At 51.5% G+C, this 24,795-nt stretch carries 19 protein-coding genes; 11 read left to right on the top strand and 8 right to left on the bottom strand.

The genetic code is table 11. The features are described from left to right. Positions 1–121 precede the first annotated feature (121 nt). Positions 122–2,380, top strand: coding sequence for a DNA topoisomerase IV subunit A (gene parC / locus C0068_RS02805; RefSeq protein WP_103682975.1), 2,259 nt, complete (start codon positions 122–124; stop codon positions 2,378–2,380). A gap of 83 nt (positions 2,381–2,463) precedes the next feature. Here parC and C0068_RS02800 read toward each other — a convergent pair whose 3' ends face one another. Beyond that, positions 2,464–3,681: a hypothetical protein gene (locus tag C0068_RS02800; protein WP_103682974.1), complete on the bottom strand. Its 1,218-nt coding sequence runs from the start codon at positions 3,679–3,681 to the stop codon at positions 2,464–2,466. Positions 3,682–3,798: 117 nt separating this feature from the next. Between C0068_RS02800 and serB the strand changes: the two genes are divergently transcribed. After that, positions 3,799–5,013 (top strand): phosphoserine phosphatase SerB, encoded by a 1,215-nt coding sequence (gene serB / locus C0068_RS02795; RefSeq protein ID WP_103683137.1) that lies wholly within the window; start codon positions 3,799–3,801, stop codon positions 5,011–5,013. A gap of 24 nt (positions 5,014–5,037) precedes the next feature. Here the strand turns inward: serB and C0068_RS02790 are convergent, their stop codons facing one another. From C0068_RS02790 to epmB, 3 genes are all read right to left on the bottom strand, one after another. After that, positions 5,038–7,047, bottom strand: coding sequence for a sensor domain-containing phosphodiesterase (locus tag C0068_RS02790; protein WP_103682973.1), 2,010 nt, complete (start codon positions 7,045–7,047; stop codon positions 5,038–5,040). A gap of 56 nt (positions 7,048–7,103) precedes the next feature. Then, positions 7,104–8,891 (bottom strand): cyclic-di-GMP receptor FimW-related protein, encoded by a 1,788-nt coding sequence (locus tag C0068_RS02785; protein WP_103682972.1) that lies wholly within the window; start codon positions 8,889–8,891, stop codon positions 7,104–7,106. Between the two features lie 75 nt (positions 8,892–8,966). Then, entirely contained in the window at positions 8,967–9,980 is a 1,014-nt protein-coding gene (epmB, locus tag C0068_RS02780) for an EF-P beta-lysylation protein EpmB (protein WP_103682971.1), read from the bottom strand. 46 nt (positions 9,981–10,026) lie between these two features. Here epmB and efp point away from each other — a divergent pair, with 46 nt between their 5' ends. Next, positions 10,027–10,596 (top strand): elongation factor P, encoded by a 570-nt coding sequence (efp, locus tag C0068_RS02775; RefSeq protein ID WP_103682970.1) that lies wholly within the window; start codon positions 10,027–10,029, stop codon positions 10,594–10,596. Then, positions 10,597–11,550: an EF-P lysine aminoacylase EpmA gene (epmA, locus tag C0068_RS02770; protein WP_103682969.1), complete on the top strand. Its 954-nt coding sequence runs from the start codon at positions 10,597–10,599 to the stop codon at positions 11,548–11,550. Between the two features lie 21 nt (positions 11,551–11,571). Here the strand turns inward: epmA and asd are convergent, their stop codons facing one another. From asd to rsgA, 3 genes are all read right to left on the bottom strand, one after another. After that, complete coding sequence (gene asd, locus C0068_RS02765) at positions 11,572–12,429, bottom strand: archaetidylserine decarboxylase (protein WP_103682968.1); 858 nt, start codon at positions 12,427–12,429, stop codon at positions 11,572–11,574. A gap of 44 nt (positions 12,430–12,473) precedes the next feature. Next, positions 12,474–13,319 (bottom strand): sulfurtransferase, encoded by an 846-nt coding sequence (locus C0068_RS02760; protein WP_103682967.1) that lies wholly within the window; start codon positions 13,317–13,319, stop codon positions 12,474–12,476. A gap of 188 nt (positions 13,320–13,507) precedes the next feature. Next, entirely contained in the window at positions 13,508–14,518 is a 1,011-nt protein-coding gene (gene rsgA, locus C0068_RS02755) for a small ribosomal subunit biogenesis GTPase RsgA (RefSeq protein ID WP_103682966.1), read from the bottom strand. A gap of 152 nt (positions 14,519–14,670) precedes the next feature. Between rsgA and orn the strand changes: the two genes are divergently transcribed. Further along, entirely contained in the window at positions 14,671–15,216 is a 546-nt protein-coding gene (gene orn, locus C0068_RS02750; RefSeq protein ID WP_103682965.1) for an oligoribonuclease, read from the top strand. Between the two features lie 266 nt (positions 15,217–15,482). After that, positions 15,483–17,330 (top strand): autotransporter domain-containing protein, encoded by a 1,848-nt coding sequence (locus C0068_RS02745; protein WP_103682964.1) that lies wholly within the window; start codon positions 15,483–15,485, stop codon positions 17,328–17,330. Positions 17,331–17,401: 71 nt separating this feature from the next. Here the strand turns inward: C0068_RS02745 and queG are convergent, their stop codons facing one another. Further along, positions 17,402–18,463, bottom strand: coding sequence for a tRNA epoxyqueuosine(34) reductase QueG (gene queG / locus C0068_RS02740; protein ID WP_103682963.1), 1,062 nt, complete (start codon positions 18,461–18,463; stop codon positions 17,402–17,404). Positions 18,464–18,696: 233 nt separating this feature from the next. On the opposite strand from queG, the gene C0068_RS02735 reads away from it, so the two are divergent. From C0068_RS02735 to mutL, 5 genes are all read left to right on the top strand, one after another. Beyond that, a complete protein-coding gene (locus C0068_RS02735; RefSeq protein ID WP_146047828.1) occupies positions 18,697–19,413 on the top strand; it encodes a DUF4197 domain-containing protein in 717 nt (238 codons plus the stop codon). Between the two features lie 116 nt (positions 19,414–19,529). Further along, on the top strand, positions 19,530–21,083 hold the full coding sequence (locus tag C0068_RS02730) for an NAD(P)H-hydrate dehydratase (protein ID WP_103682961.1): 1,554 nt from the start codon (positions 19,530–19,532) through the stop codon (positions 21,081–21,083). Further along, entirely contained in the window at positions 21,067–21,561 is a 495-nt protein-coding gene (tsaE, locus tag C0068_RS02725; protein ID WP_103682960.1) for a tRNA (adenosine(37)-N6)-threonylcarbamoyltransferase complex ATPase subunit type 1 TsaE, read from the top strand. Before C0068_RS02730 ends, tsaE begins: the two co-directional genes overlap by 17 nt. After that, positions 21,548–22,915: an N-acetylmuramoyl-L-alanine amidase gene (locus C0068_RS02720; RefSeq protein ID WP_103682959.1), complete on the top strand. Its 1,368-nt coding sequence runs from the start codon at positions 21,548–21,550 to the stop codon at positions 22,913–22,915. Before tsaE ends, C0068_RS02720 begins: the two co-directional genes overlap by 14 nt. Next, entirely contained in the window at positions 22,915–24,774 is a 1,860-nt protein-coding gene (gene mutL / locus C0068_RS02715) for a DNA mismatch repair endonuclease MutL (RefSeq protein ID WP_103682958.1), read from the top strand. Before C0068_RS02720 ends, mutL begins: the two co-directional genes overlap by 1 nt. Positions 24,775–24,795: the final 21 nt, after the last annotated feature.

Below are 24,795 nucleotides of genomic sequence, written 5' to 3'. Positions count from 1 at the left end.
TATAGGTCGGCGCGAGGCGTGTGAATCTTCGTAATTACCCGTAGAGAGCTAAGTGTTCCGTAGTGGCTTCTACGTAGCAGTGCAGGTGAGAGATCATTGAATAAGGATTGAATAACAGAATATGTCAGAATCTATTGTGATTGGCGCCGACGGCGTCGAGCAAATGCCACTCAAGAATTACACCGAAAAGGCGTATTTGGACTATTCCATGTACGTTATTCTCGATCGTGCGCTGCCGAATATCGCAGACGGCTTAAAGCCGGTGCAGCGCCGTATTGTTTACGCCATGAGCGAGCTGGGGCTTAAATCAAACGCCAAGCATAAGAAGTCTGCGCGCACAGTGGGGGATGTTATTGGTAAATTCCATCCCCACGGCGACAGCGCAGTTTACGAAGCAATGGTGTTAATGTCGCAGAACTTCTCCTACCGCTACCCACTGATTGACGGGCAGGGGAACTGGGGGTCGCCCGACGATCCAAAGTCCTTTGCGGCCATGCGTTACACCGAGTCTAAATTAACCAAATATGCTGAGGTCTTGTTAAGCGAATTGGGGCAAGGCACGGTCGATTGGGTGCCTAATTTTGACGGTCAAATGGAGGAGCCAGCGACGTTGCCGGCGCGGGTGCCGAATATTTTATTGAATGGCACCACCGGTATTGCGGTAGGTATGGCGACCGATATTCCACCACATAATTTACGTGAAGTTGTCAGCGCCTGTATTCATTTGCTCGACGCCCCCAATGCCAGTGTTGCGGAGTTGTGTGAGCACGTAAAGGGCCCAGATTTTCCCACCGATGCGGAGATTATTACCTCGCCAGAAGATCTGCGGAAAATGTATGAAAGCGGGCGTGGTTCATTGCGTATGCGTGCACTCTGGCAGGACGAGGGCGAGGATATCGTTATTACCGCCTTGCCGCATCAAACCTCTGGTTCAAAAGTCTTAGAGCAGATTGCGCAGCAAATGCAGGCTAAAAAGCTGCCGATGATTGTGGATTTGCGCGACGAGTCTGATCACGAAAACCCTACTCGCTTGGTGGTGATTCCCCGCTCGAATCGCGTTGATAAGCAGGCGGTGATGAATCACTTGTTTGCGACTACTGATTTAGAGCGCAGTTACCGCGTCAATATGAATGTGATCGGCTTGGACGGCCGCCCTCAGGTAAAAGGCCTAGATAAAATACTGGGTGAGTGGTTAGAGATTCGCACCGCGACAACCCGGCGCCGCTTAGAGTACCGCTTGGATAAAGTGCTCAAGCGTTTGCATATTTTAGATGCCTTGCTCATCGCATTTTTAAATATTGACGAAGTCATTGCCATTATCCGCGAAGAAGATCAGCCTAAGCCGGTATTAATGGCTCGGTTTGGGCTTACCGATACGCAAGCAGAAGCGGTGTTGGAATTAAAGTTACGTCATTTAGCCAAGCTTGAAGAAATGAAAATTCGCGGCGAGCAGGATGAGCTTGCCCAGGAGCGCGATAGCTTAGAGCTGACTTTAGGTTCGGCGCGTAGAATGAAGAGTCTCGTTCGCAAAGAATTGTTGGCTGCGGCTGAGGAGTTTGGCGACGAGCGTCGCTCACCTTTGGTCGCTCGTGCTGAAGCGCGGGCGTTTTCGGAGGAAGAAATTGTTTCCGCCGAGCCGGTAACCGTTATTTTGTCGGAGATGGGCTGGATTCGCTCGGGCAAAGGTCACGATATTGACCCGCTAAGTTTGAGTTATAAATCCGGTGATCGCTTTAAATTATCGGCCAAGGGTAAGAGTAATCAGCCCGTTGTTATTCTTGATAGTACCGGTAGGACCTATACGGTAGCCGCCCATGGTCTGCCGTCTGCCCGCGGTCAGGGCGAGCCGCTGACCGGGCGTATCAATCCACCATCAGGGGTGAATTTCACCGGTATGATGATGGGAAGTGACGAGGGGCATTATTTGCTGGCCTCTGACGCAGGTTATGGATTTATTGCGAAACTATCCGATTTGCAGAGTAAAAATAAGGCCGGTAAAGCCGCCTTAACACTGCCAAAAGGTGCGTTGGTATTACCACCTGTGGCGGTTGGTGATATGGAATCTAGTCATGTGGTGGCGGTAACCACCGAGGGGCGCATGTTGATATTCCCCGTTGGTGATTTGCCCTTAATGCCACGAGGCAAGGGAAACAAAATGATTGGCATCCCGTCTGCGCGGGCGGCAAGTAGAGAAGAATATGTGACTGCGGTGACGATATTCTCTGAGCGCGACACCTTAAAAGTGATTTCAGGTAAACGTCATTTGTCGTTAAAGTTTGCTGAGCTGGAACATTATTTGGGTGAGCGTGGTCGTCGTGGTCACAAATTGCCACGGGGTTTCCAAAAGGTTGATGCTTTGCAAACCGTGACTGCGGGCTAGTCGGTGTTGCGTTTGGCAACAAACCTGCCCTGAACGGCTAAGCAAAAAGGCGGACCATACATAATGGCACGCCTTTTTGATTTTTATGCTACTGGATTACTGTCAGATTGGGGCTTGTTTGATTCTTGTCGGAATGAGTCTAGCGTTAATTTTTTCAATTGCGTTTGCTGCCGTTCAAGCAGGTCCCCATAGGGGGCTTTCATGGGGCTGGTGTGATTGCCTCTAATATCCACCCAGGCGTCAATTCGCTCATTGCTGCGGCAGCTATCATCAAGCCAGGTACCCTTACCCTCGGCCGTTGCAGTGTGTAATTGGTCGACAGCAGCACATTCCTTGGCGGCACACTCCCAGTGATCGCCTTCGCCGTGAATGTGCGCAATACCGGCTCGGCTGCGCAGTACTTTATCGAGGCTTTGGAATAGCTCGGCGCAGCACAGGGCGCGGAATAAAGGGTGGTCTGTGCCGGCAACCTCAAAGAAGCGCAGACTGATTGCATTGTGGCGATGAACGACTATATCGGCGTGATAGAGTTTGGCGATGGCTTCTCCACGGGCGTAGCTGGTGCGCAGATGTTCGCGAAAACTTTCTGGTGCCATCTGCGCGTGTAAGGCGCTATAAGACTGCCAATGACAGTGAAGAATATAATAATCTTTGAAGCGATTTTTACCGAGTTTACTCAAGCGAATCTGCGGATCGTGTATTTCTTCTAATAGTTTTCCAAGGCTATCTGAGGCGGGGTAGTCGCTTTTGTCATTGCGCAGAGGCTGGGCGAGGCGGGCGCGAGCAAGTTCTAAAAATGCTTCTATGCGCTGCATGGGAACCGCAATAATGGCGTAGCTAAGACAGGCTAGCAGTCCGGTCAGAATAAGCAGGGTTTTACCTAGGTCGCGTATTTCGTCGCCAATTAATTCGCGACTTAACGATAGCTTTACTAGACCGAGTCTACCGTCAGCGGCTACGGGGGCCTCGTAATTTAAATTTTCTGCACGCCAGTGTCCGGTTTCTGCCACGGTTTCGTCGCGGGCATTGGCGATGCTGCCATAAACAATGAGCGGACTGTTGATGTAGTCCTGTAAAATGGCTTGAAGACTGACTTTGTCATTGCGAAGCAGCGCTTGTTGGCTTTGGGACGCCAATTGATTTGTCCATTGCTGGCCAATCAAATGGGTGGTTTCAAGAAGAATTTGTTTGCTGGCTGTCATGCTAGTGAGTAGCAGAGTCATTCCTGCTACAGCGCAAATTAGCGCAGTAATCAGGCCGCATTTCGCTGACAGGGGTAATTTAAGTAGCTGCTTGAGCATGTTGTACTTTCCATCTGGAAGGCGAGGCTTCTATTATTTTGAGAGTATATCAAGGTTGTGGTGCTTGGGTGGAGTTACGTCTACCGCTACAATACGCCGATTGCTGTAGGGGGTGGTGTGAACGAAATTATATTGATCAATATAGCGGGCGATGATCGGCCTGGCGTGACAAGTACAATCACCAGTATTTTGTCGGACCATCAGGTGAATATCTTGGATATTGGCCAAGCGGTGATACATGACAATTTGTCCTTGGGGCTGCTGGTAGAGGTGCCCGCCGGCGCTGAGGCGGCTAGTATTTTAAAAGATATTTTATTTCGTACCCATGAAATGGGTATGCAGGTTCGCTTTTTGCCTGTTAGCCCTGAGAGCTATAACCAGTGGGTGTCTGGTCAAGGCAAGCAGCGTCATATTGTGACCTTGCTGGCACGCAAGATTACCGCAAAGCATATTGCGGGCGTCACAGATATTGTTTCCCGTTATGCATTAAATATTGATCGTATCGACCGCTTGTCTGGGCGTGTGCCGCTAGAGGGTGTTGAGCAGCAGTCTAAGGCGTCAGTTGAATTGTCGGTACGCGGTAATTTGCCGGATGCCACGGATTTTCGCCGTGAGCTTTTGCATTTAGCCAGCGAGATGGATATTGATATCGCCTATCAAGAAGACAATATGTTCCGGCGCACTCGGCGCTTGGTTGCTTTTGATATGGACTCTACGCTCATTGAGGCAGAAGTAATTGACGAACTCGCCATCGCCGCAGGTGTTGGTGAGCAGGTTGCTGAAATTACCGAGCGGGCTATGCGCGGCGAAATCGATTTTACCGAAAGCTTTAAAGCGCGGGTTGCTTTGCTCAAAGGCTTAGATGAGTCTGTGCTCGAGGGTATTGCCGAGAGCTTGCGGATAACCGAAGGCGCGGAAAATTTAGTTTCCACCCTTAAGCAGCTTGGTTATAAAACCGCTATTTTATCAGGCGGCTTTACGTATTTTGGGCATTATCTACAACGTAAGCTTGGTATTGATTACGTGCACGCCAACGAGCTTGTTATTCGCGACGGGCGGGTGACCGGCGAGGTTGAGGGCATTGTAGTAGACGGTAAGCGCAAGGCTGAGTTGTTGCGCGAAATTGCCGAGCGCGAAGGTTTAGACATGGAGCAGGTTATCGCGGTGGGTGATGGTGCAAATGATTTGCCTATGCTGAGTATTGCCGGTTTGGGTATCGCTTTCAGAGCCAAACCAATAGTGCGAGAGAATGCCAAGCAGTCAATTTCTACCTTGGGGCTTGATGGCATCCTTTATTTGCTAGGGATCAGCGACCGTTTAACGGGAAAGTAGTTTTCTCAAACAGCTATTAACGCGTCATCCAAATGCGGCGAATTCATAGTTCATATTGGGCATGGGTTCGCTGACATAACTACCTTGAATAAAATCTGGGCCTAGTTGCCAAAGCATGGCCAGCGTTGCGGCGCTGCCAACATTGGGAATCATGATTTGGCTGTTCAGCGAGCGGGCTTGTTGCACTATATCGCGAATTTCTTGGTCGCTTGGTGTATCGGTGGCGCGGTAGCCCGGTTTTACTAAGCTCGGGCGAATGTGGTTTAAGAATTTATTGCCTTTCTGGGTCCGGCCAAAGTTTCGTACCGCCAAGGAGGCGCCTAATTTCTGTAATTGATTTGCAAAATTTAGGGCGGGCTTTAAGGCGTTGGCGATGCTTTCTTCACCAAATTGTAAAATAACCGATGATGGCGGTATTCCAGCGGCTTTGAATGCAACGCTTAACCACGCGCAAAACTCAGGGTCGTGGAAGACATTGCCGCTGAGATTGATAATAAGTTTAAGGTCTTGGCCGGCTAAGCGCTCTTTGGCCAGCTGCTTGGTTGCCTCGACGACTATCCAGTGATCAAGCTCGCAGTTTTCCGGTTCGCGCTCAATTGCCCGCAGCATTTCCCCCGCCGTAAGCTCACCTTCAACCCAGTCTTTAATACTTAATGTCGCCTCGTAATGGTCACCGCTGGCGGCGCCAAGATTGACTAGTGGCTGGAATAATAGGCTTAAACGGGCGTCTGCCAATGCTTCCGCAATGGTGTCGTTTGCAGAATCTTTGCGATTGAGTTGCTGGCGTTTGCGGCTGCATATTTCCGCATTGTTACCACCGGAGTGGTAGATGTTTTCAACGCCGTCAAAGGCGGTATCTAGTAACAGCGACGCTTTTGGTGGAGTGAGATGGTTGATTGCCAAAATGGCAATACTCACCGTGCATTGCAGAGATTGTTTGCGTACCTCAAATATTTCCGTCTCTATGGTTCTTGTTAATTCAAGCGCCATTTCAAGGGCTGTGTCACTGGAGACATGATGGGCAATAGCGGCAATCATATCGTCCGCGACACGGCCATAGTGCTGGGCTGGCATGCCTGCGCGCACATGATTGCTGAGGGCTTCTATGAGCTGCTCCACATCAAGGAGGCTGGTGCTGTGACGCAGTTTACTGAAGTGATCAACAGAGATTAGGATGAGCGATGAATTACTATTGCGCTCGTTTTCAATAAAATCCTGTAGCAAGTTTAGAAATTGATGTTTGCTGCTCATTCGCGTGGTGTTATCTACACCGTTCAGTGCCGCGTCGTCGTTGGCTTTGTGAATAGTGAGCTGTATGCAATCTTCGCCTTCGTAATGGGCGCTGTCACAATGGATATGTGTTTTAAGCTCGGTGCGGTTAGCAAGGAAAAAACTGATTTCTAATTGCTGGTGTTCACTGTGTTGTTGCTGTTTTTTAAGGACGTTTTTAAAGCGGTCTTTATCTTTGTTGGCGATCAAATCGACAATGGGGAAGCCGTCTAGATCGTCGTAGCCCATGTGCTCACAAAATGGCGTGTTTGCATAAATTACCATTCCATCAGTGATATAGGCGATGGGGTCTTGGTGATCAACCAGCAGTAATTGGTTTCGCTCCTCAGCTTCGGCTAGGGCAAGTTTAGCTGCTGCGAGTTGGCGGTGGAGTTGCGACGATGTCTGTGCCTTAAACGCGGCATTTACTAGCTGCGCAATATTGTATTTATTTATTACGTCTACAACAGCGGGATCCGGTGGGCGCAGCGTGTCTCCTTCCCCCAAATAAATAACGGGGATTTCTTTTTGGTATTTACGTAGGATGTGACAGCAGCGCTCTATATCGAGCTGGGATTGCTCTGCGTCAAAGACGAGTACGTCCCAATCATCGTTGTCTGTAATTGCGGTCGTTAATTTTTCGCCGGTATCAATATTGAGAGTGTGGGCTATACGCCCTCCTCGGCGGCAATGAGTCGCCAATTGTTCGGCGTCACTATCCGCGAGACAAAACAGAAGAATATTGATCGCAGTGTTGCTGCTCATAGTAGCTCGATAGTTGTGGCAGTTTTATCTTCTAAATGATGTGTTGATACGTTTGCTCAAAGAATATCCCAGAGCTGATTAAAGTCGTTTTTATTGACTTCGTCGGCATCTGCTACATCCATCTTAATGGTGTTGCGGGCAATATCTTCAAAGCGGAATAATTTGAAGGCATTGGATTGCTCTACGATTTTACCTAATTTTATACGCATGGAATGGCCGGGGCGCAAGAGTTCTACGGTGTGCCCTTCCGCTATTCCAACGACCCCAGATAGCAATAGCATGGGGCCTTTTGCAATATGCCCGCCGGGTAGCAGCATTGCTCGTTGATACTCGTTCACCGGCAGGCCGGATTGAATAAGGCGGGCGCTGTACGGCGTCGCTGTAGATGCCAGTGCCTCTATGCCAACTTGGTGGCTGCCATCACTGCGCAGCCAGCGAACAACACCAACGCGCCAGCTGTCGTAATCGTCGGTTTTCAGGCCGACTAGCTCGCCAGTGCGAATACGAAGTTGCGTGGTGCTAGGCCATTCGATTCGGCAGCCGGAGCTGCTGGTATCTAGAATGCGTGAACGCAAATATTCATATTTATTGTCAGCGCTAACTGGTGCTGGATTATCTTGCGGCAAGCTATAGCTGATGGTCTCGACATCGCCCGCGCGGTAATCGATTGACGATTTTTGGTCGGGATCGCGACCGCGAGTATCTGCCCCACCGCTTCGACTCCAAACATCGTCTTGATCTGCGCGTCGTTCTTGAAAGAGGGGGGAGCTGTTGTCGTGGTCTGGCTCTATTTGGAACTGACTAAAATCCAACTGATTGGCGACGTAGTAGTGCGTGGTATTCATGCCCACGGTAATAAGGACTGGGTCGTTACAGGGTATGCGTTCCGCAGCACGTGACGTGGCAGAACTCCAAGAGATTGTTAAGTGGTCGAGTACGGAGCTGCTTAATTTTGTGCCGTGGCTGACTCTGCGCGCGGTATTGCTGCCAGCGAGTCCGCCACTTTGTGTTAGCAGCGGTTTGGTGTCGATGCCGAGCCAACCTGGGGAGGGTGCACGCTGTATTAGTTCACGGTAAGCGGGCGGTGAATCTTCGGCCGGGTTAAATAAAAATACGCAGCTTTCCAGTCGGTCAGTGCGCAGTTCAATTGAGGCTGACCAGCCGTTTAATTCATTAAAAATGTCGTCGATATAACGCTGGGGCAGTTGGTGAGTTTTACTGCAGCTCAGCATTAACAGGCGGAGATAGGCTTGTTGCACTGTGCCATCGCCGTAGACACCATCAATGACTTTGGATTTGCGCAGTCTTTGCGCGTGGGCACACTGGTAAATCTTATGTGCGTTTAGCCAAAACTCTGGATGACTAGAGCGGTATAGCTGATAGGTTCGCAGTAAAATTCTGCTGTGCTCGGTCAGCGCTCTATGCAGGCAGCTTGCAAGCGCGTCTTTAGAGCGGAGCAAGCGGTTCTCGCCCTCAAGACCTTTAAATGCTTGGCAGTAGCCGGTTGCAAGCTGTGAGTTTAAGGTGTTTGCGAGCAGGACTATTTTTTGGGTTTTTTCCGGTAGTACCACCGGCTTATTGAGGTAGTGTTGCGAGAGTGCTTTTACAGTGCGATGAACCTGAGGCCGGATTTTTTCAAGGATTTCGTAGCGATCCTTTGGTTTGCATGCTGTGTGGCTAAGTTCCGATAATGCTTGATATAACAGGCGTGTGGCTTCGCCCAGATTAGCTAGGGGCAGATTATTTACCCACGTGCTGACTGCCATTGCGTTTAGTGCGAACTGGCTATGTGAGTTGCTGCTTATGTCAGGCGTTGCAATGGCAAGGCTTGAATTATTATTCATAGTGTCCCGAGCGTGAGCGTTTCATCTAATGTCGCATTCGCTTTGTGTTTTAAGTCTATGTTTTTACGCGTTAAATCAAAATAGTGCAAGCGGTCGTTTGCTACTTGCATTCGGTTCCTCGACAACCAGTCGCGGCACCAAATAGCCAGGTAGTTTAGCGAGTATACCGTGCATCAGTAAGCGCGCCTGTACTTCATTTACGTCAAAATGTGCGGCGCCGTTCACTTTGTCTAGCAAATGTAGGTAGTAGGGCATGACGTCCACCTCGAATAGCCGCCGACTTAATTCTACTAAGGTATCGACATTGTCATTGATTCCTTTAAGTAAAACGCTTTGGTTTAAAAGAGTAAACCCAGCCTCGCGCAAATTAGCCAGCGCGACTTCGCTGTGCTTATCAATTTCATTAGCGTGATTGCAGTGAATGACCATCACGAGGCGCAGTCGATTCTCTGTGAATATTTTAATGAGTTCAGGCGTTATTCTGGCGGGCAGAACTAGCGGTAGACGAGTATGAATGCGCAGGGTGTCGACATGCGGAATTGCGGCAATTTTTAGGATGAGTTTGTGCAGGTATTCGTCGGGGGCGGAGAGCGGATCGCCACCGCTGAGTATGACCTCGCTAATTTCGCCGCGATCTGCAATATAGTCCAGTGACTTCTGCCAGTCTCGTTGACTGGGATTATTGGCGTCATAGGGGAAGTTGCGGCGAAAACAGTAGCGGCAGTGAACAGCGCAGGCTGGGCTGGTAATGAGTAATACCCGTCCGTGGTATTTGTGGATTAGACCGGGTGTGGGGTTGGCGTTGGCTTCTTCCAGCGGGTCGTTAAGATAGCCGATGTGCTGTTGCGTCTCTTTTTCCGACGGCAACACTTGCAAAAGTAGGGGGTCATTCCAGTCGCCAATCGCCATTTTAGAAACAAATGCCTCGGGCACTCGCAGCGGGAATTGCTGCAGCGCTGCGGCGATGTTTGGGCGTTCGTTTGGGTCTAATTGCAGACGCTGAAATAGCCGCGCCGGCTCGCGGATCATGCCGCTCATTTGTTGCTGCCAGCTTTCGGTCTGCCAAAACGTGTCTTTTAGGGGTATCATTGCTGCCTTTTTAAACTACGGTTTTACACCGTCGCTGAGGAAAATCATGGCTAATTACTCTACCAATGAATTTCGCAACGGACTAAAGGTGATGCTCGACGGCGAGCCTTGTTCTATTTTAGATAATGAATTTGTTAAGCCGGGTAAGGGGCAAGCCTTTAACCGTGTTCGCCTGCGCAATCTTAACTCAGGTCGGGTTTGGGAGCGTACTTTCAAATCCGGCGAGTCGCTCGAAGGCGCAGATGTCATCGATCAAAGCATGGAGTACTTGTACAACGACGGCGAATTCTACCACTTTATGGATCCCGAATCGTTCGAGCAGTTTCAGGCAGATCTTAAAGCGGTAGGTGATGCATCTAACTGGTTAAAAGAGCAGGATATTTGCACGGTTACTTTGTACAACGGCGCACCGCTGTCAGTTACCCCGCCAAACTTTGTTGAGCTAGAGATTGTTGAAACAGATCCAGGTGTTAAGGGTGATACCGCGCAAGGCGGCACCAAACCGGCTTATTTGAGCACCGGCGCGGTTGTGAAAGTGCCGTTGTTTTTGAGTGTGGGTGAAGTCATTAAGGTTGATACCCGTACTGGTGAATATCAGAACCGAGTTAAAAACTAAATGGCTGATTGGCGGCCCACGGCTGATTTTTCGGCTTTAGGCCGCCGCGCACAATTACTTGCTGCGGTGCGCGCTTGGTTTGCTGAGCGCGGTGTTTTAGAAGTAGACACGCCGTTGCTGGCGACGTCGCCCGTTACCGATCCCAATATCGAAGCTATTACCACCGTCGCGCCTGACGGTGACGCATTGATGTATTTGCAGACCTCGCCAGAATTTGCCATGAAACGCTTGCTGGCAGCGGGTAGCGGCTCTATTTATCAAATATGTAAGGCCTTTCGGCGAGGTGAGCGGGGGCGTCGGCACAACCCCGAGTTCACAATGTTGGAGTGGTACCGCACAGGCCTGAGTTTGCAGGATTTGATGGATGAGGTGGGGGCGATAGTGGCACTGGCGGTAGGGCCAATAGAATCACATTATTATAGTTATCAGCAGGTGTTTGAGCAGCACTGTGGTTTGAATCCCCACCTCGCATCTTTGGCCGAGTTAAAAGCCTGCGCCCGTGCACATTTGGATTTGAATTTTGATACTGATGATCGCGATGTGTGGCTACAGCTGTTGATGTCGTCGGTGCTTGAGCCCTCGCTGGATCCCAACTCTCTTAGTTTTGTGTACGACTTTCCCGCCTCGCAGGCGGCTTTGGCGAATACCCGTAGCAACGCCGACGGCATTCAGCTGGCCTCTCGATTTGAAGCGTTTTACGCCGGTATGGAATTGGCGAATGGCTATGACGAGTTGCGGGATGCCAACGAATTGGTTAGGCGAATTCGCGACGATCACCGTCGCCGCGCCGATAACGGTCAGATATTGCCTCCCATTGATCGGCATTTATTAAAGGCAATGGCGGCGCTGCCGGAGTGTGTTGGTGTGGCGATGGGCTTCGACCGTTTAGCGATGTTGGCCTGTGATGTAGCGCGAATTGATGAAGTGATTGCGTTTCCATTGGAGCGGGCGTGAAGGCCCGCGCCAATAAATGTATCAACCTGTTTTAATACGTCCCAAAATTTCGCCTAGGCGTGTTGGCGTGGTGGCTTGAAAGCGCTCATGCCAATCGGCCTTGTCTTTGGCAAATAACACAATGGCTGTTGATCCGAGTTTGAAACGCCCCATTTCCTCACCTTTTTGCAGGTGGATTTCACGAGCGCCTTGACTGTAATCCGTTGTTTTTATGCCCTTTGGCGGAGGTGCAATTTGACCGTCCCACACTGTTTCAATACCGGCGACAATCATCGCACCAACTAAAATAAGCGCCATTGGGCCGGCCTCGGTGTCGAACAGGCACACCGCTCGTTCGTTGCGGGCGAACAGGCCTTGTACGTTTTCAGCGGTGGTAGTGTTCACCGAAAATAGTGCTCCGGGAATATAGCTCATGCTGCGCAATGTGCCGCTAAGCGGCATGTGTACGCGGTGGTAGTCGCGGGGTGAGAGGTACACCGTGGCAAAGCTGCCGTTCTCAAACAGCGCGGCGGCTTCGCGGTCGCCACCCAGCAATGCCAATAGGCTGTAGTCCTGACCCTTGGCTTGAAAAATGCGACCGCCGGTGATTTTGCCGATCTGACTAATCGCGCCGTCTGCTGGGCAGGCGATGGCGTCGGCGTCTTCGCATATTGGTCTGGCATCGCTTTTTAATGCTCTGGTAAAAAAGGCATTAAAGTTTGCGTAATGACGCGGATCAGGATCTTTCGCCTCATCCATATTGACTCTGTACTGCTTGATGAAGCGGCTGATTAGCAGGTCCTTTAGCCAGGGAATGTCTGTTTCCGCCAGCTTGCCAACCAATCGCGATAATAGATGCTGAGGCACCAAGTACTGCAAAATAATAAACGCAATTTTCACAGGGTATCCTTCGGTAAATAATGAGTATTTTGTTGCCAGCAGCGCTAGGGCTTTTGCGCGCTGCTTTTTGCATTGCTGCCGGTTTCGATGGGGGTAGTCTCGCTATTCCCCCATTCACCCCAAGAACCGTGGTAGCCCTTTATATGTGGGTAACCGAGGATTTTCATCAGCAAATAACTCAGGCCTGAACGGTGGTGGGTTTGGCAGTGGGTGATTACCGTTTTGTCGGCGGTGATGCCCAATTCGTTTAGGCGTGCCTGCAAGCCACTTAAATCTTTTAAGCGCATCTGCCGGTCGCGATCTATCAATTCCAGCCAGTCTAGGTTGATGGCGCCAGGAATATGGCCGCCGCGCTGGGCCAGTACTTTTTCGCCACGGTATTCTTCCGGTGAGCGCGCGTCCCAGATCGCCAGTTGGCTGTTGTCCAGCATGCTGATGAAGTCTTCAATTTCAGCTATTGGCAGACTATCAATCGTGATGTTTTGCTCGGTGGGGGCGGGGTGGTTGGCAACTTTTTCGGTTGGGTGGCCGCCTTGCAGCCAAGCGTGTAGGCCGCCGTCAAGATAGGAGTAATTGCGATGGCCAATGGCATCGAGGGTCCAAATTAATCGGCCAGCCCAGCCGCCGCCTTCGTCATCATAGGCTATTACGTGCTTGTCAGGACTGAGCCCTACCTTAGAAAAAAGAGCGTTTAGGGTGTCAACACTTGGCAGCTTGCCAACCGCTGGCTTGACGCCACATTGCAGTTCCGATGGCGCGATATGGACAGCACCCGGTATGTGGTGCTCGGCGTAATTGGCGGCGCTGCTGGTATCTAAAATTAATAATTTAGGGTCGTGCAGCGCTTCCGCTAATTGCGTGGTTTCAATTAATAATGGCCAGTCTTTCATGATCGACTTCTTGTGCTAAGTATGTGGATGAATTGTAGCAGTAGGAGCAGCTCTCAGGCGACGTTGCTATGGTGTTGCTCTGCAGCCTCTTCTTGTTGGGACAGTAAATTTCGGGCTTTTCTCACTCTATTTTAAATTCAGAGTGTTGAGACACCATATTATTGTAGTGAGTGGATATGACTAATATTTTATTCATTATTTAGGCTTTCAATTATTTGTCGATAGCTGCTCATGCGCTCGGGGCTGATTTTGTGTTCCGCCTCGGCGTCTAGCAGCGCGCAGCGCGGCTCATGTTCGTGTTTGCAGTCTCGAAATCTGCAGAGACCCAGAAATGGCCGAAACTCAATAAATCCGTCTAAAACTTTTTCCCTGTCCATATTCCACAATGCAAACTCACGGATACCTGGGGAGTCGATCAAACTACCGCCGTCGGGAAAATGGTAGAGGCGAGCCGTGGTCGTGGTGTGTTTACCCTTGGCGGTGCTTTCAGATAGGGCGCCTACGCGGGTGTCGGTGCCTGGCAGCAGGCTATTTACCAGCGATGATTTCCCCACGCCAGACTGACCAACAAATACACTGATGTGGCCGCTAAGTGTTTGTTTTAATTCGTTTAGGCCGTGCTCTGCTGCGGTAGACGCGCGGGTGACTTGATAGCCAATGTCTTGGTAGCGAGCCAGCATGGTGTCGAGATATTCGCGATTATCGTCGTTGATTAGGTCAGATTTGTTCAAAAGGAGAATTGGTCGAATGCTAATCGCTTCTGAAGCAACCAAGTAGCGATCGATGAGGTTGGCGTGGGCGCGAGGCTCGGGGGCAATTACGATCACAATGTGATCAATATTGGCGGCAACCGGTTTTAATTTGCCGTGATTATCTGGGCGAGACAATAATGATCTGCGGGTGTTGCAGGCAACGACTACGCCGGTGGGCTTGCCCTCCCGCCAGGTGACGCTGTCGCCGGTTACCAGCCCCTCGATGTGGGCGCGAACGTGGCAGCGCTGCCGAAACCCGCTCTCGGCTTCTACCTCAACCTGCTGGCCAAAATGGCTCACAATTAGCCCACTTTGCTCTGGACCTAGCTCGCCTTCATTTAGCGCTTGGTCTAGCTGGGAGTCGCGTTTACTTGCGCGCTCATTGCGTTCGGCTTGTACTTTTTCGATGCGCCAGCGTTGCTGGCGGCTGAGTTTACGTTTTGTCATGAAGGATCATTCGCTTAAGAGACGCCATCTTACCCTATGTACTGATACAATCGACACTTTGCGCAGTTGAAAGCGTGACCTCAGCGTATTGCTATTTACCTCATACGCTGTGCCATACCAGCATTGATTACTTTTACCCTATAGGTGAAGCGATGGATAAAGCACAGAACTTGATTTGGATCGATCTGGAAATGACAGGTTTAGATACCATCAACGATCACATTATTGAAATTGCGACTGTGGTAACCGACGCCAATCTAAATGTGCTTGCCGAAGGTCCGGTCTTGGCAATACATCAGCCCGATGAGGTCTTGGCGGCGATGGATGAGTGGAATACGCGCCAGCATGGGCAGTCAGGTTTGACGAAGCGGGTACAAGACACCTGCATTACCGCCGAGGAAGCAGAGCGATTAACCTTGGAGTTTTTAGACAAGCATGTAGAGAAGGGGGCGTCGCCCATGTGCGGCAATAGCATCTGCCAAGATCGCCGCTTTATGGCCCGCGAAATGCCTGCGTTGGAAGCGTATTTCCATTACCGCAATTTGGATGTCAGCAGTGTGAAGGAGTTGGCGCGCCGCTGGCGGCCAGACTTGAGTGCGGGTTTGAAGAAATCGGCAACGCATTTGGCCTTAGACGATATTTACGACTCAATTGCTGAGCTGAGTTATTACCGTGAGCATTTCCTTCGTCTTTCCTAGCCTTCCGTGATTTACCGCGCCGCTAGTCATGGCGGCGCGAGTTTCTTTATAGCTTTCATTGTATTGCCTTTGCACAAACGCCTGGCGTCTTCTATGGTTTAGTGGCTATCTGTATTTACCCCTATTGTGATCAAACGCAAAAACGGGTCTTGTAGCAATTCATGTTGTCGATGAAAACTTCGCATATTAGCGGCGTTAATTACCGTGATTGTGCGGCTAATATCAGTTCGGCGATGAGATAGATAACAATAAGTAGGTGGAATCTTATGAGAAAGCTAACTGCGCTGTGTGTGGCGTCTTTATTCTGTGCTCCCTTATCTGCGCAAAGCTATTTTAGTGAGCTTGTTATTTTTGGCGACAGCCTACTGGATAGCGGCAACTTTGGTCGGCGCTTTACCAATAAGCTAGGTGATGGCAGCAGTGATTACACTCTTGGCCCCTATGCCAATATTGCGCCGCAATATTTGGGAATGGCGCTGGGATTATCAACCGATCCAGCGGTTGCTGGCGGTACAAACTATGCCGTTGGCGGTTATGAAACGGCAGATATTTTAAACTCCATTAATGGCACTGGTTTGGCGCTGCCGGCGGGTGGTGCTGAGGCGCGCCCTGCATATTTAACGGATCATAGCGTTGATCGAAATGCGCTGTTTTTAATTGATGGCGGCGGCAATGACTTTCTCAATGGCACGGCGGTTGATCAGGCAACGATCGTTGCCTCCGCGCAAACTCTGATTGCCGGTGTGTCGGCCATCGATGCGGCGGGTGGCCGCTTTATTATGCTGAGTAATTTGCCAGATTTAGGGAAAACCCCTGCGGCACAGGCACAAAACTTAACGCTGCCCGGCTACGCGGCAACCGTGTCTGCTGGCGCGGCTGGTTACAACCAAGCATTGCAGACCTACGCCAATTTTAGCGGCGCTAATATTATTCCCGTGGATTTGGCGGGGGTTATTGAGTACGTGTCCGACAATGCCGAGGCTTATGGTTTTGCCAATGGCGCTAATGTTGCCCTTGGCCCCTTGGCGAGCTTTGATCAACGCTATATGTGTTTTGACGATAGCGGCGGCGACTGTGTGGAGCATCCAATTTACGGCATAGACGGCACTAATCCAGACCCAGATAAATTGCTGTTTAATGACGGCGTACACCCCACTGGGAAGGTGGGCGAAATTACCGGTGATTATTTAATTGATGTTGTAGTTGCCCCGCAGATTGTGGGTCAGCTTTCTGGCATTGGTATCGGCATTGCCCGCAGTCAGCGCGACGGCCTTGCGCAAACTCTGCGAGAAAATCGCTGGTTTGAAAATGCCAGTCGAGGCTTTATTAGCGCCAGCGGCGCGAATGAAGATACGCCAAGCGGCGGTGATCACGAGAGTAGTCATCTGACATTGGGTTATAGCCACGCGGTATCGCCGTCGATGAGTTTAGGTGCAGCTATTAGCATGGCTAAGCATGAAACCGATACCGACGGCGCTGAAATCTCCGCCACCAGTATTGGTTATAGCGGTTTGCTAAGTTACCGAGAAAATCGCTGGATCGCTGAAGGTAGCGTGGGTTTGAGTGTTGTTGATTACAGCGATGTTGATCGTCACTTTAATTTAGGTGAGCAGAGTTTGACGGCCACAGGGGGTACTGAGGGTTACGGTTGGCACTTTGATGGTCAGTTGGCTTATGAGTTGTCGGCATCAAAAACATTCAGCATTGCCCCTGCAGTAGGCGCGCGGTTTTTGAGTGCAAACGTTGATGGTTATACCGAGTCTGGTGGCGCTGTTTCAAATTATCAGTGGGGTGAGCAAAGTCTGCAGAGCCGTCAATTGCGTGCCGGTGTACTTGCAAATTTAGCGGTAAGCGACGGCGTGAATGTATATGCTGAGGTGTTTTCGGTTTCGGAGCTTGAGGATGCAGATGAGACCATTGAGGTGAGAAATACCAATTTGGCTTATTCCAGCTATCGCCTGCCTAGCTATCGCGCGGATGGCGATACCTTTGTTGATCTCAGTGTTGGCGCTTCAGCGGCGATAGGTAGCGCGCGTTTGGCGCTAAATATTAATTATAGCGACGAGGGCGAAGGGCGCGAGAGCGTGATGTTAAATTATTCTCTACCTTTTTAATTGCTCGTATAGTCGTGTAGACAAAGCCCCTTGATTGGGGCTTTTTTGTAGGCGCATTTTGAGGTCTTGGCTTATTGATCTTGTTGCCTAGCGAGGGCCCAGTCAATGTGTTCGCGAGCCATTTCGTCGGCGACGGGGTATTGTGATTTTAAGGCGTGAATGGCGGCACTGCTAGGTGGTGCGTTGCCAATGCCGACGGCTAAATTTCGCAGCCAACGCTGATAGCCAATGCGACGAATAGCCGAGCCGGCGGTATTGTCTAAAAACTCATCTTCCGTCCATAAAAATAAACTGATTAGCTCGCTGTTATCGAGCTGGTGGCGGGGAGAAAAGTCGGGCTCTGTGGTGGTTTGTGCAAACTTATTCCACGGGCACACCAGCTGGCAGTCGTCGCAACCAAAAACACGGTTGCCCATTAGGGAGCGCAGGTCTTCGGGGATGCTGTCTTTTAACTCAATGGTTAGATAAGAAATACAGCGCCGCGCATCAACTTGATACGGCGCAACAATCGCGCCGGTTGGGCAGTCATCTAGGCAGGCGCGGCAGCTACCGCAGTGCCCTGTTTCTTGAGGCGGGTCTGTTGGAAGTGGTATGTCGGTATAAATTTCCCCCAAGAAAAACCACGACCCCGCTTTGCTGTTGATCAGCATGCTGTTTTTGCCTATCCAGCCCAGCCCGGCCTGTTCTGCAAAGCCGCGCTCCAAAACCGGCGCGCTGTCGACAAAGGCGCGGTGGCTGCCGCCGGCCACGGCGCTGATTTTTTCGGCCAACTGACTAAGGCGCTTGCGAATTAATTTGTGGTAGTCGCGGCCTAGGGCGTAACGAGAGATGTAGGCCTTGTCTGGATTGCCCAGTATCGACTCAATATCTTCTGCGTTGGGTAGGTAATCCATGCGGGCGCTGATGACGCGGATGGTGCCGGCGTGCAATTCAGTCGGCGAAGCGCGCAGCTTTTCGCGCTCGGCCATATAGGCCATTTCGCCGTGGTAGTCCTTCTGTAGCCATTCGCTGAGGCGCTGGGCGTGGGCGTCGTTGCTGGCTGGGCTGATGCCGATATGGGCGAAACCTAACTCACTGCCCCAGTCTTTAATCTGTTGCGCCAAGGCTTGGAGGTCGGTGGAGGTCGGAGCCATCAGATTGATTCTTGCCTGTGTTTAGGTCGTGTCTCGCTAAACGGCCATTTTACACATTTGCAAAGTCGCTGTATGTCATCGCTACGTCAGGCTTCGCTGGTGGGGTAAATTGCCTGTATACGGGGCTGAAAATATATCGCTGTAGAGCTAATTGTTTACGCTGAGCGCCGTGCTAGAATGCGCCGCCGATTCGGCACTTCCCTTTGTGTTTTCATTATCAGGTATGTAATAGATTGCGTGCAATTGCCCTTGTGCTGGCGACTTTGTTGTCGTCCGGCTGTGCGTCGATGGTTAATGATATGTCCTTGGCTGCTCAGGCCAAGTTTCAACAGATACTGGCAAATAAATTTGCCCAGAAGCTGGCGGCAGGTATTGATCTTGTGGTCGAGCAGCTGACGGTTGAGGGCGGCTTTTTAGACGATCCGCTGGTGCGGATTTTGTTGCCGCCGCCAGTGGGCTTGGTGATAGATGTCGCGCGGGATTTTAACGACAACCCGCAGGCGGCCTTGTTAGAAACACTTATGAACCGCGCTGCTGAAAATGCGATTCCGGTGGCAGGGCCAATTTTGAAAACCGTACTTGCCAATATGAATGCCGACACCTTGCAAACACTGGTGAATTCGCCTCGCAGCGCGGCCACCGACGTGTTGATTGCCGAGGGTGGCGAAGAGGTCCAGCAGGCCTTGTTGCCCTTGGTGACACAGAGCTTGACGGAAAATGGCGCCATTAAAATTTACAGCGACTTAATGCAGGTTTACTCAAATATAGATGCAGCCGAAAATGCTGTCGCTAATTCGAATGAGCAGGCCGTGGTGGAGTCTGTGTCTCCAGATGCCTTGGGGGAATATGTGGTTAAGCAGGCGGTTGGCGGATTATTTAAAAAAGTCGCCGCCAAGGAGTTGGCCGTTCGCGAGTCACTTGATGATATGGTTAATATCGTCCCGCTGTAATGTAAGCGTCTAGTTTGACGAATATATGGCTGTGGGTGCTGATTGTCTGTGCCTATATGCGGGCTATGATATACAGGTAATTTAAATATCGGAAAATTACCAAGAGGACTCATCATATGTCGTTGCGACGCGAGGATCTTGAACTCGGGCTGGTGTTATATACCGCAGCCCAAGTTCGTGAATTAGATCGCTTGGCGATTGCCGGCGGCATTGCTGGGTTTGAGTTAATGCGCCGAGCTGGGCAGGCCGCGTTTGCTAGTCTGCAACAGCGTTGGCCAGATCGATCGCCTATTAAGGTTTTTTGCGGCGGTGGGAATAACGGTGGCGATGGTTATATTGTCGCGGCACTAGCGGCAGAGGCGAGCTTGCCAGTAAAGGTTTGGGCGCTAGCAGATCCAACTTCACTAAGCGGTGATGCGGCCTTGGCGATGGAGTGGGCTGTTGAAGCCGGTGTTGCAATTCAGCAATGGCGTGGAGAAGCGCCAAATAAGGCGGGGCTTGTTGTCGATGCTTTGCTTGGAACGGGTTTGAAGGGCAGCGTTCGGGAAAAATACGCCCAGGCAATTTCGGCCATCAACGCTAGCGGCGTGCCGGTGTTGGCCTTGGATGTGCCGTCAGGTCTGTGCAGCGATTCTGGTCGCAAGCTCGGCGCAGCGATTAAGGCCAGCGCAACCATTAGTTTTATAGGCAGAAAACGAGGCTTGTATACTTTAGAGGGTATAGATTGCGCGGGAGAAAAATTATTTGATGATCTCGCGGTGCCTCGGGAAGTCTATCGGCAACTAGATGCCAATGTTTTCGACAAAACTCGACAGCTAGACTGCGCTGCAATGTTGGCGCGCTGGGGCGTGCGCCCGCGCAATGCCCACAAAGGATCTTTCGGCCATGTATTGGTAATAGGCGGTGATGTTGGTATGGCGGGGGCCTGCTTACTAGCGGCCACGGCGGCGGCGCGTAGTGGTGCGGGTTTGGTGTCTTGTATTACCCGCCCAGAGCACAGCAGTATGTTTGTTGCCGCGAGACCCGAGCTCATGGTGCACGGCTTGAGTGAAGAGCACATAGCAATTGATGGCGCGGCGATGGGCTTGATCAGCAAAGCGTCAGTTGTGGTCATTGGTCCAGGTTTGGGGCAGGGCGGCTGGGGGCGCGCCTTGTTAAGCGCGGTACTGAGTACAGATTTACCTTTAATTATTGATGCCGATGCCTTGAATATGGTGGCGCTTGCGCCAGAGATCCTGAATTCTCATCGCGGGCCGCGTATACTCACACCCCATCCCGGCGAGGCCGCACGCTTACTACATTGCAGCACTGCAGACATACAGGCAGATCGTTTTTCCAGTGTGATAATGCTGCGGGATAAATATCACGCAACGGTACTATTGAAAGGCGCAGGGACGTTGATTGCGAGCGCAGATGGCGCATCGCCAATATATCTCAATAGCGGTGGTAATCCTGGTATGGCTACCGGCGGTATGGGTGATGTGCTTGCTGGCATTACCGCTGCCTTTGTTGCACAGGGGCATGAGCCCACGGTCGCGACCTGTTTGGCGGCGGCGGTGCATAGCGCTGCGGCGGATCGCGCCGCGCAGCATGGTGAGCGCGGCATGTTGGCCAGCGATGTGATTGATAATTTACGAGGTGTGATCAACGGATATGCAGCGGTATCTTGACGGTGAAGCCGACACTGTTGCGGCGGGTGAATTGTTTGGTAGCGCCATGCGCAGTGGTGCAGTGGTTTATCTCGACGGTCAACTCGGTGCCGGTAAAACTACTTTCTGTCGCGGCGTATTGCGTGCATTTGGGTATGGCGGGCCAGTCAAAAGTCCAACCTACACCTTGGTTGAGGCTTATGAAGACTTGGTGTATGAGACGGAACCGGCACAGGCTACAACGGTCAGTGTGTATCACTTCGACCTTTATCGTCTAGGCGATCCCGAAGAATTAGAATATATGGGTATCCGCGATTATTTTGATGATCACGCGATATGTTTAATAGAGTGGCCCCAGCGCGGAAGCGGTTTTTTGCCATCTGCAGACATTATGGTTAGCATTGAGTCGCAGGGAACGGGTCGCCTTCTTGCCGCGCGAGGCATGACGTTACGCGGGCAACAAATTCTGGCGCAGTTGAGCGAATATGAAGCGGATTAGCAGTGCAGTCTTGTGCGGTTTACTATTGTTGGCAGCCACAGCGCAGGCGGCAGAGGTGCGCGACGTTCGATTTTGGCGAGCGCCAGATCACAGCCGTGTTGTCTTTGACCTCAGCGGGCCGGTTGAGCACGAACTCATTACGCTAGATAGCCCTGACAGACTTGTTATCGATATACAGGCAAGCACCTTAGGTTCCGACACCAGCAAACTAGAATTCACCAATAGCCCTATTACGCGTTTGCGCCATGCTGAGAAGCCCAATGGTGCGCTGCGTCTTGTTTTTGATTTAAGTAACGCCGTGCAGGTGAGAAGCTTTTTATTAGCCGCCAGCGGTGATTTGCACGACCGATTAGTAGTCGATTTTTTAGACAAGGGCGAAAGCACTGGGGCTAGCGCCAGCCCAAGTAAGAGCGCGCCCAAGGTTGTTAAGAGTCTCGAAAACAGCTCTCACCGCGACGTGGTAATCGCCATTGATGCCGGTCACGGCGGCGAAGATCCCGGCGCGATTGGCCCAGGCCGCGTTAGAGAAAAAGATGTGGTCTATAAAATTGCCCTGCGCCTGAAGGAGCGCTTTGAACGTAAAAAGGGCTACCGCGTGGTGATGATTCGCGACGGTGATTACTACGTCGGTTTGGCGAAACGGCGCGACTTGGCGAGAAAAGCCCAAGCGGATTTCTTTGTATCTATTCACGCCGATGCTTTCACTAACCCAAGTGCGAATGGCAGCTCGGTGTATGCGCTGTCAAAACGCGGTGCTACCAGCGCCTCCGCGCGGATATTGGCTCAGCGCGAAAATGAGGCTGACTTAGTCGGCGGCGTGAGTCTATCGGATAAGGATCAAGTGCTTGCAGGTGTGCTGACAGATTTATCTATGACGGCGACCTTGGATGCGAGCTTAAGCGTGGGCAGCCAGCTATTGGGCGAAATGGGGAAAATTTCGCGGCTGCACAGCAAGCGGGTTGAGCAAGCGGGTTTTGCGGTGCTGAAGTCGCCGGATATTCCGTCGTTATTGGTTGAAACGGGCTTTATTTCTAATCCGCATGAATCCAGTAAGTTAAAAACAGCAAGCTACCAAGCGCAAATGGCGCAGGCCATATACGAAGGTATTGATCGCTATTTCCGCGAGAGCCCGCCACCAGATACCTATTTTGCAGCGGTGAAGCGCGGTGATATTTCCCCCGCGCGCGGCTCAACACCAACTGGCGGAGCGCGCGAGTACATTATTGCAAATGGCGATACCTTGTCTGGTATTGCTCATCGCTACAATGTGCCGCTGCGTGATTTACAGCGTCATAATCAATTGTCGGGTAGTGATATCCGCGTCGGTCAAAAAATACAGATTCCCGCATCCTAATGACAAAAATTCGTTTACTAGATCCCCGCTTAGCCAACCAAATAGCGGCGGGGGAGGTGGTTGAGCGGCCAGCTTCGGTTGTTAAAGAACTGCTTGAAAATAGTCTTGATGCCGGCGCGCGTCGAATAGAACTAGAGATAGAAGATGGCGGCGTGAAACTTATTCGCGTGCGCGATGATGGTGAAGGCATTGCCCAAGAGGATTTGCCTTTAGCGCTCAGCCGCCACGCCACCAGTAAAATTTCGGCACTTGAAGATCTAGAGTCGGTCGCCAGTTTAGGTTTTCGTGGCGAGGCCTTGGCGAGTATTAGCTCGGTGTCGCGACTGAGTTTGAGTACCGCCCGCGAAGGCAGCGATTCGGGTTGGTCGGCGCGTAGTGAAGGGCGCGATATGGAGGCGGTATTGGCGCCTATCGCTCATCCGCGCGGCACGACCGTTGAGGTGCGGGATTTATTTTTTAATACCCCTGCCCGCCGCAAATTTTTACGCACTGAAAAAACCGAATTCAGTCATTTGGAAGACGTAGTGAAGCGTCAGGCCTTGAGCCGTTACGATGTGGGCTTTTCGCTGCGTCACAACGGCCGCGCTGTTCACAGTTTAAAGCCCGCCGACAATCAGCTTGAGCAAGAGCGACGTTTGGCGGCGGTCTGCGGGCCGGCTTTTATGGAGCAGGCGCTATACATTGACCGCGAGGCAATGGGGTTGCGTTTATGGGGCTGGGTGGCGCTGCCGAGTTTTTCCCGTAGCCAAGCAGATTTGCAGCACTTTTATGTAAACGGCCGCTATGTGCGTGACCGCCTTGTTGTGCATGCAGTGCGGCAGGCATACCGAGACGTATTATTCCACGGCCGTCATCCGGCGTTTGTGCTGTATTTGGAGTTGGCGCCGGCGTCGGTGGACGTCAATGTTCATCCCACCAAGCACGAGGTGCGTTTCCGTGATGGCCGCACGGTACACGATTTTATCTTCCGTACCTTGCACAAGGTACTGGCCGATGTGCGCCCAGATACGGTGCCGCAAAACGCCTCGCTACCACAGGTGTCAGGTGAGCCGATGTTGGCGATGCCTGAAACCCAGTCGGCGATGGCGCTGGCAGATAATACTGCGGAGTCTAGCCCTGAGCTTGTTTCACCAATGAATTCGGCAGGAGCTTACCAGTCTCAATATCGTCCGCAGCCATCTTCGTTTCAGCCGTCGAGTGTTGCCGATCAACAGGCAGCCTACCAGCGTTTACAGGCAGCGCCCCAGAATAATGGCGCAGCAGAAGATGGACTCGCGCCGCCCTTGGGTTATGCCTTGGCGCAGCTAAAAGGTGTTTATATTCTGGCGGAAAATCAGCAGGGTTTGGTCTTGGTCGATATGCACGCCGCGCATGAGCGAATCACCTATGAGCGGATGAAAAATGCCCGCGACGGTGAGGGGATTCGCAGCCAGCCTTTATTGGTGCCGATGAATTTGGCTGTGAGTGAGCGCGAGGCAGATTGCGCGGAACAACACGGCGACGTCTTCGCTGAGCTAGGTATGCGCATTGAGCGAGCGGCGGCGGAGTCGGTCATTGTCCGTGAGCTGCCCACTATTTTGGCGGATACTTCTGTTGAGCAATTGGTGCGGGATGTTTTGTCAGACTTATTGGAATTTGGCAGCAGCGACCGGATTCGTGCTCATATCAATGAAATTTTATCGACGATGGCCTGCCACGGTTCGGTGCGGGCAAACCGGCGTTTAAGCTTGCCAGAAATGAACAGTCTGCTGCGTGATATGGAAGCGACCGAGCGCAGTGGGCAGTGCAATCACGGGCGGCCAACTTGGGTGCAAGTGGGTATGGCTGAGCTAGATAAATGGTTTTTACGTGGCCGCTAGCACGAGCTCAGATTCGCACGC

Source organism: Zhongshania marina (genome assembly GCF_002915595.1).
GTDB classification, from domain to species: domain Bacteria; phylum Pseudomonadota; class Gammaproteobacteria; order Pseudomonadales; family Spongiibacteraceae; genus Spongiibacter; species Spongiibacter marinus_B.
This window is presented reverse-complemented; position numbering and strand designations above follow the sequence as displayed.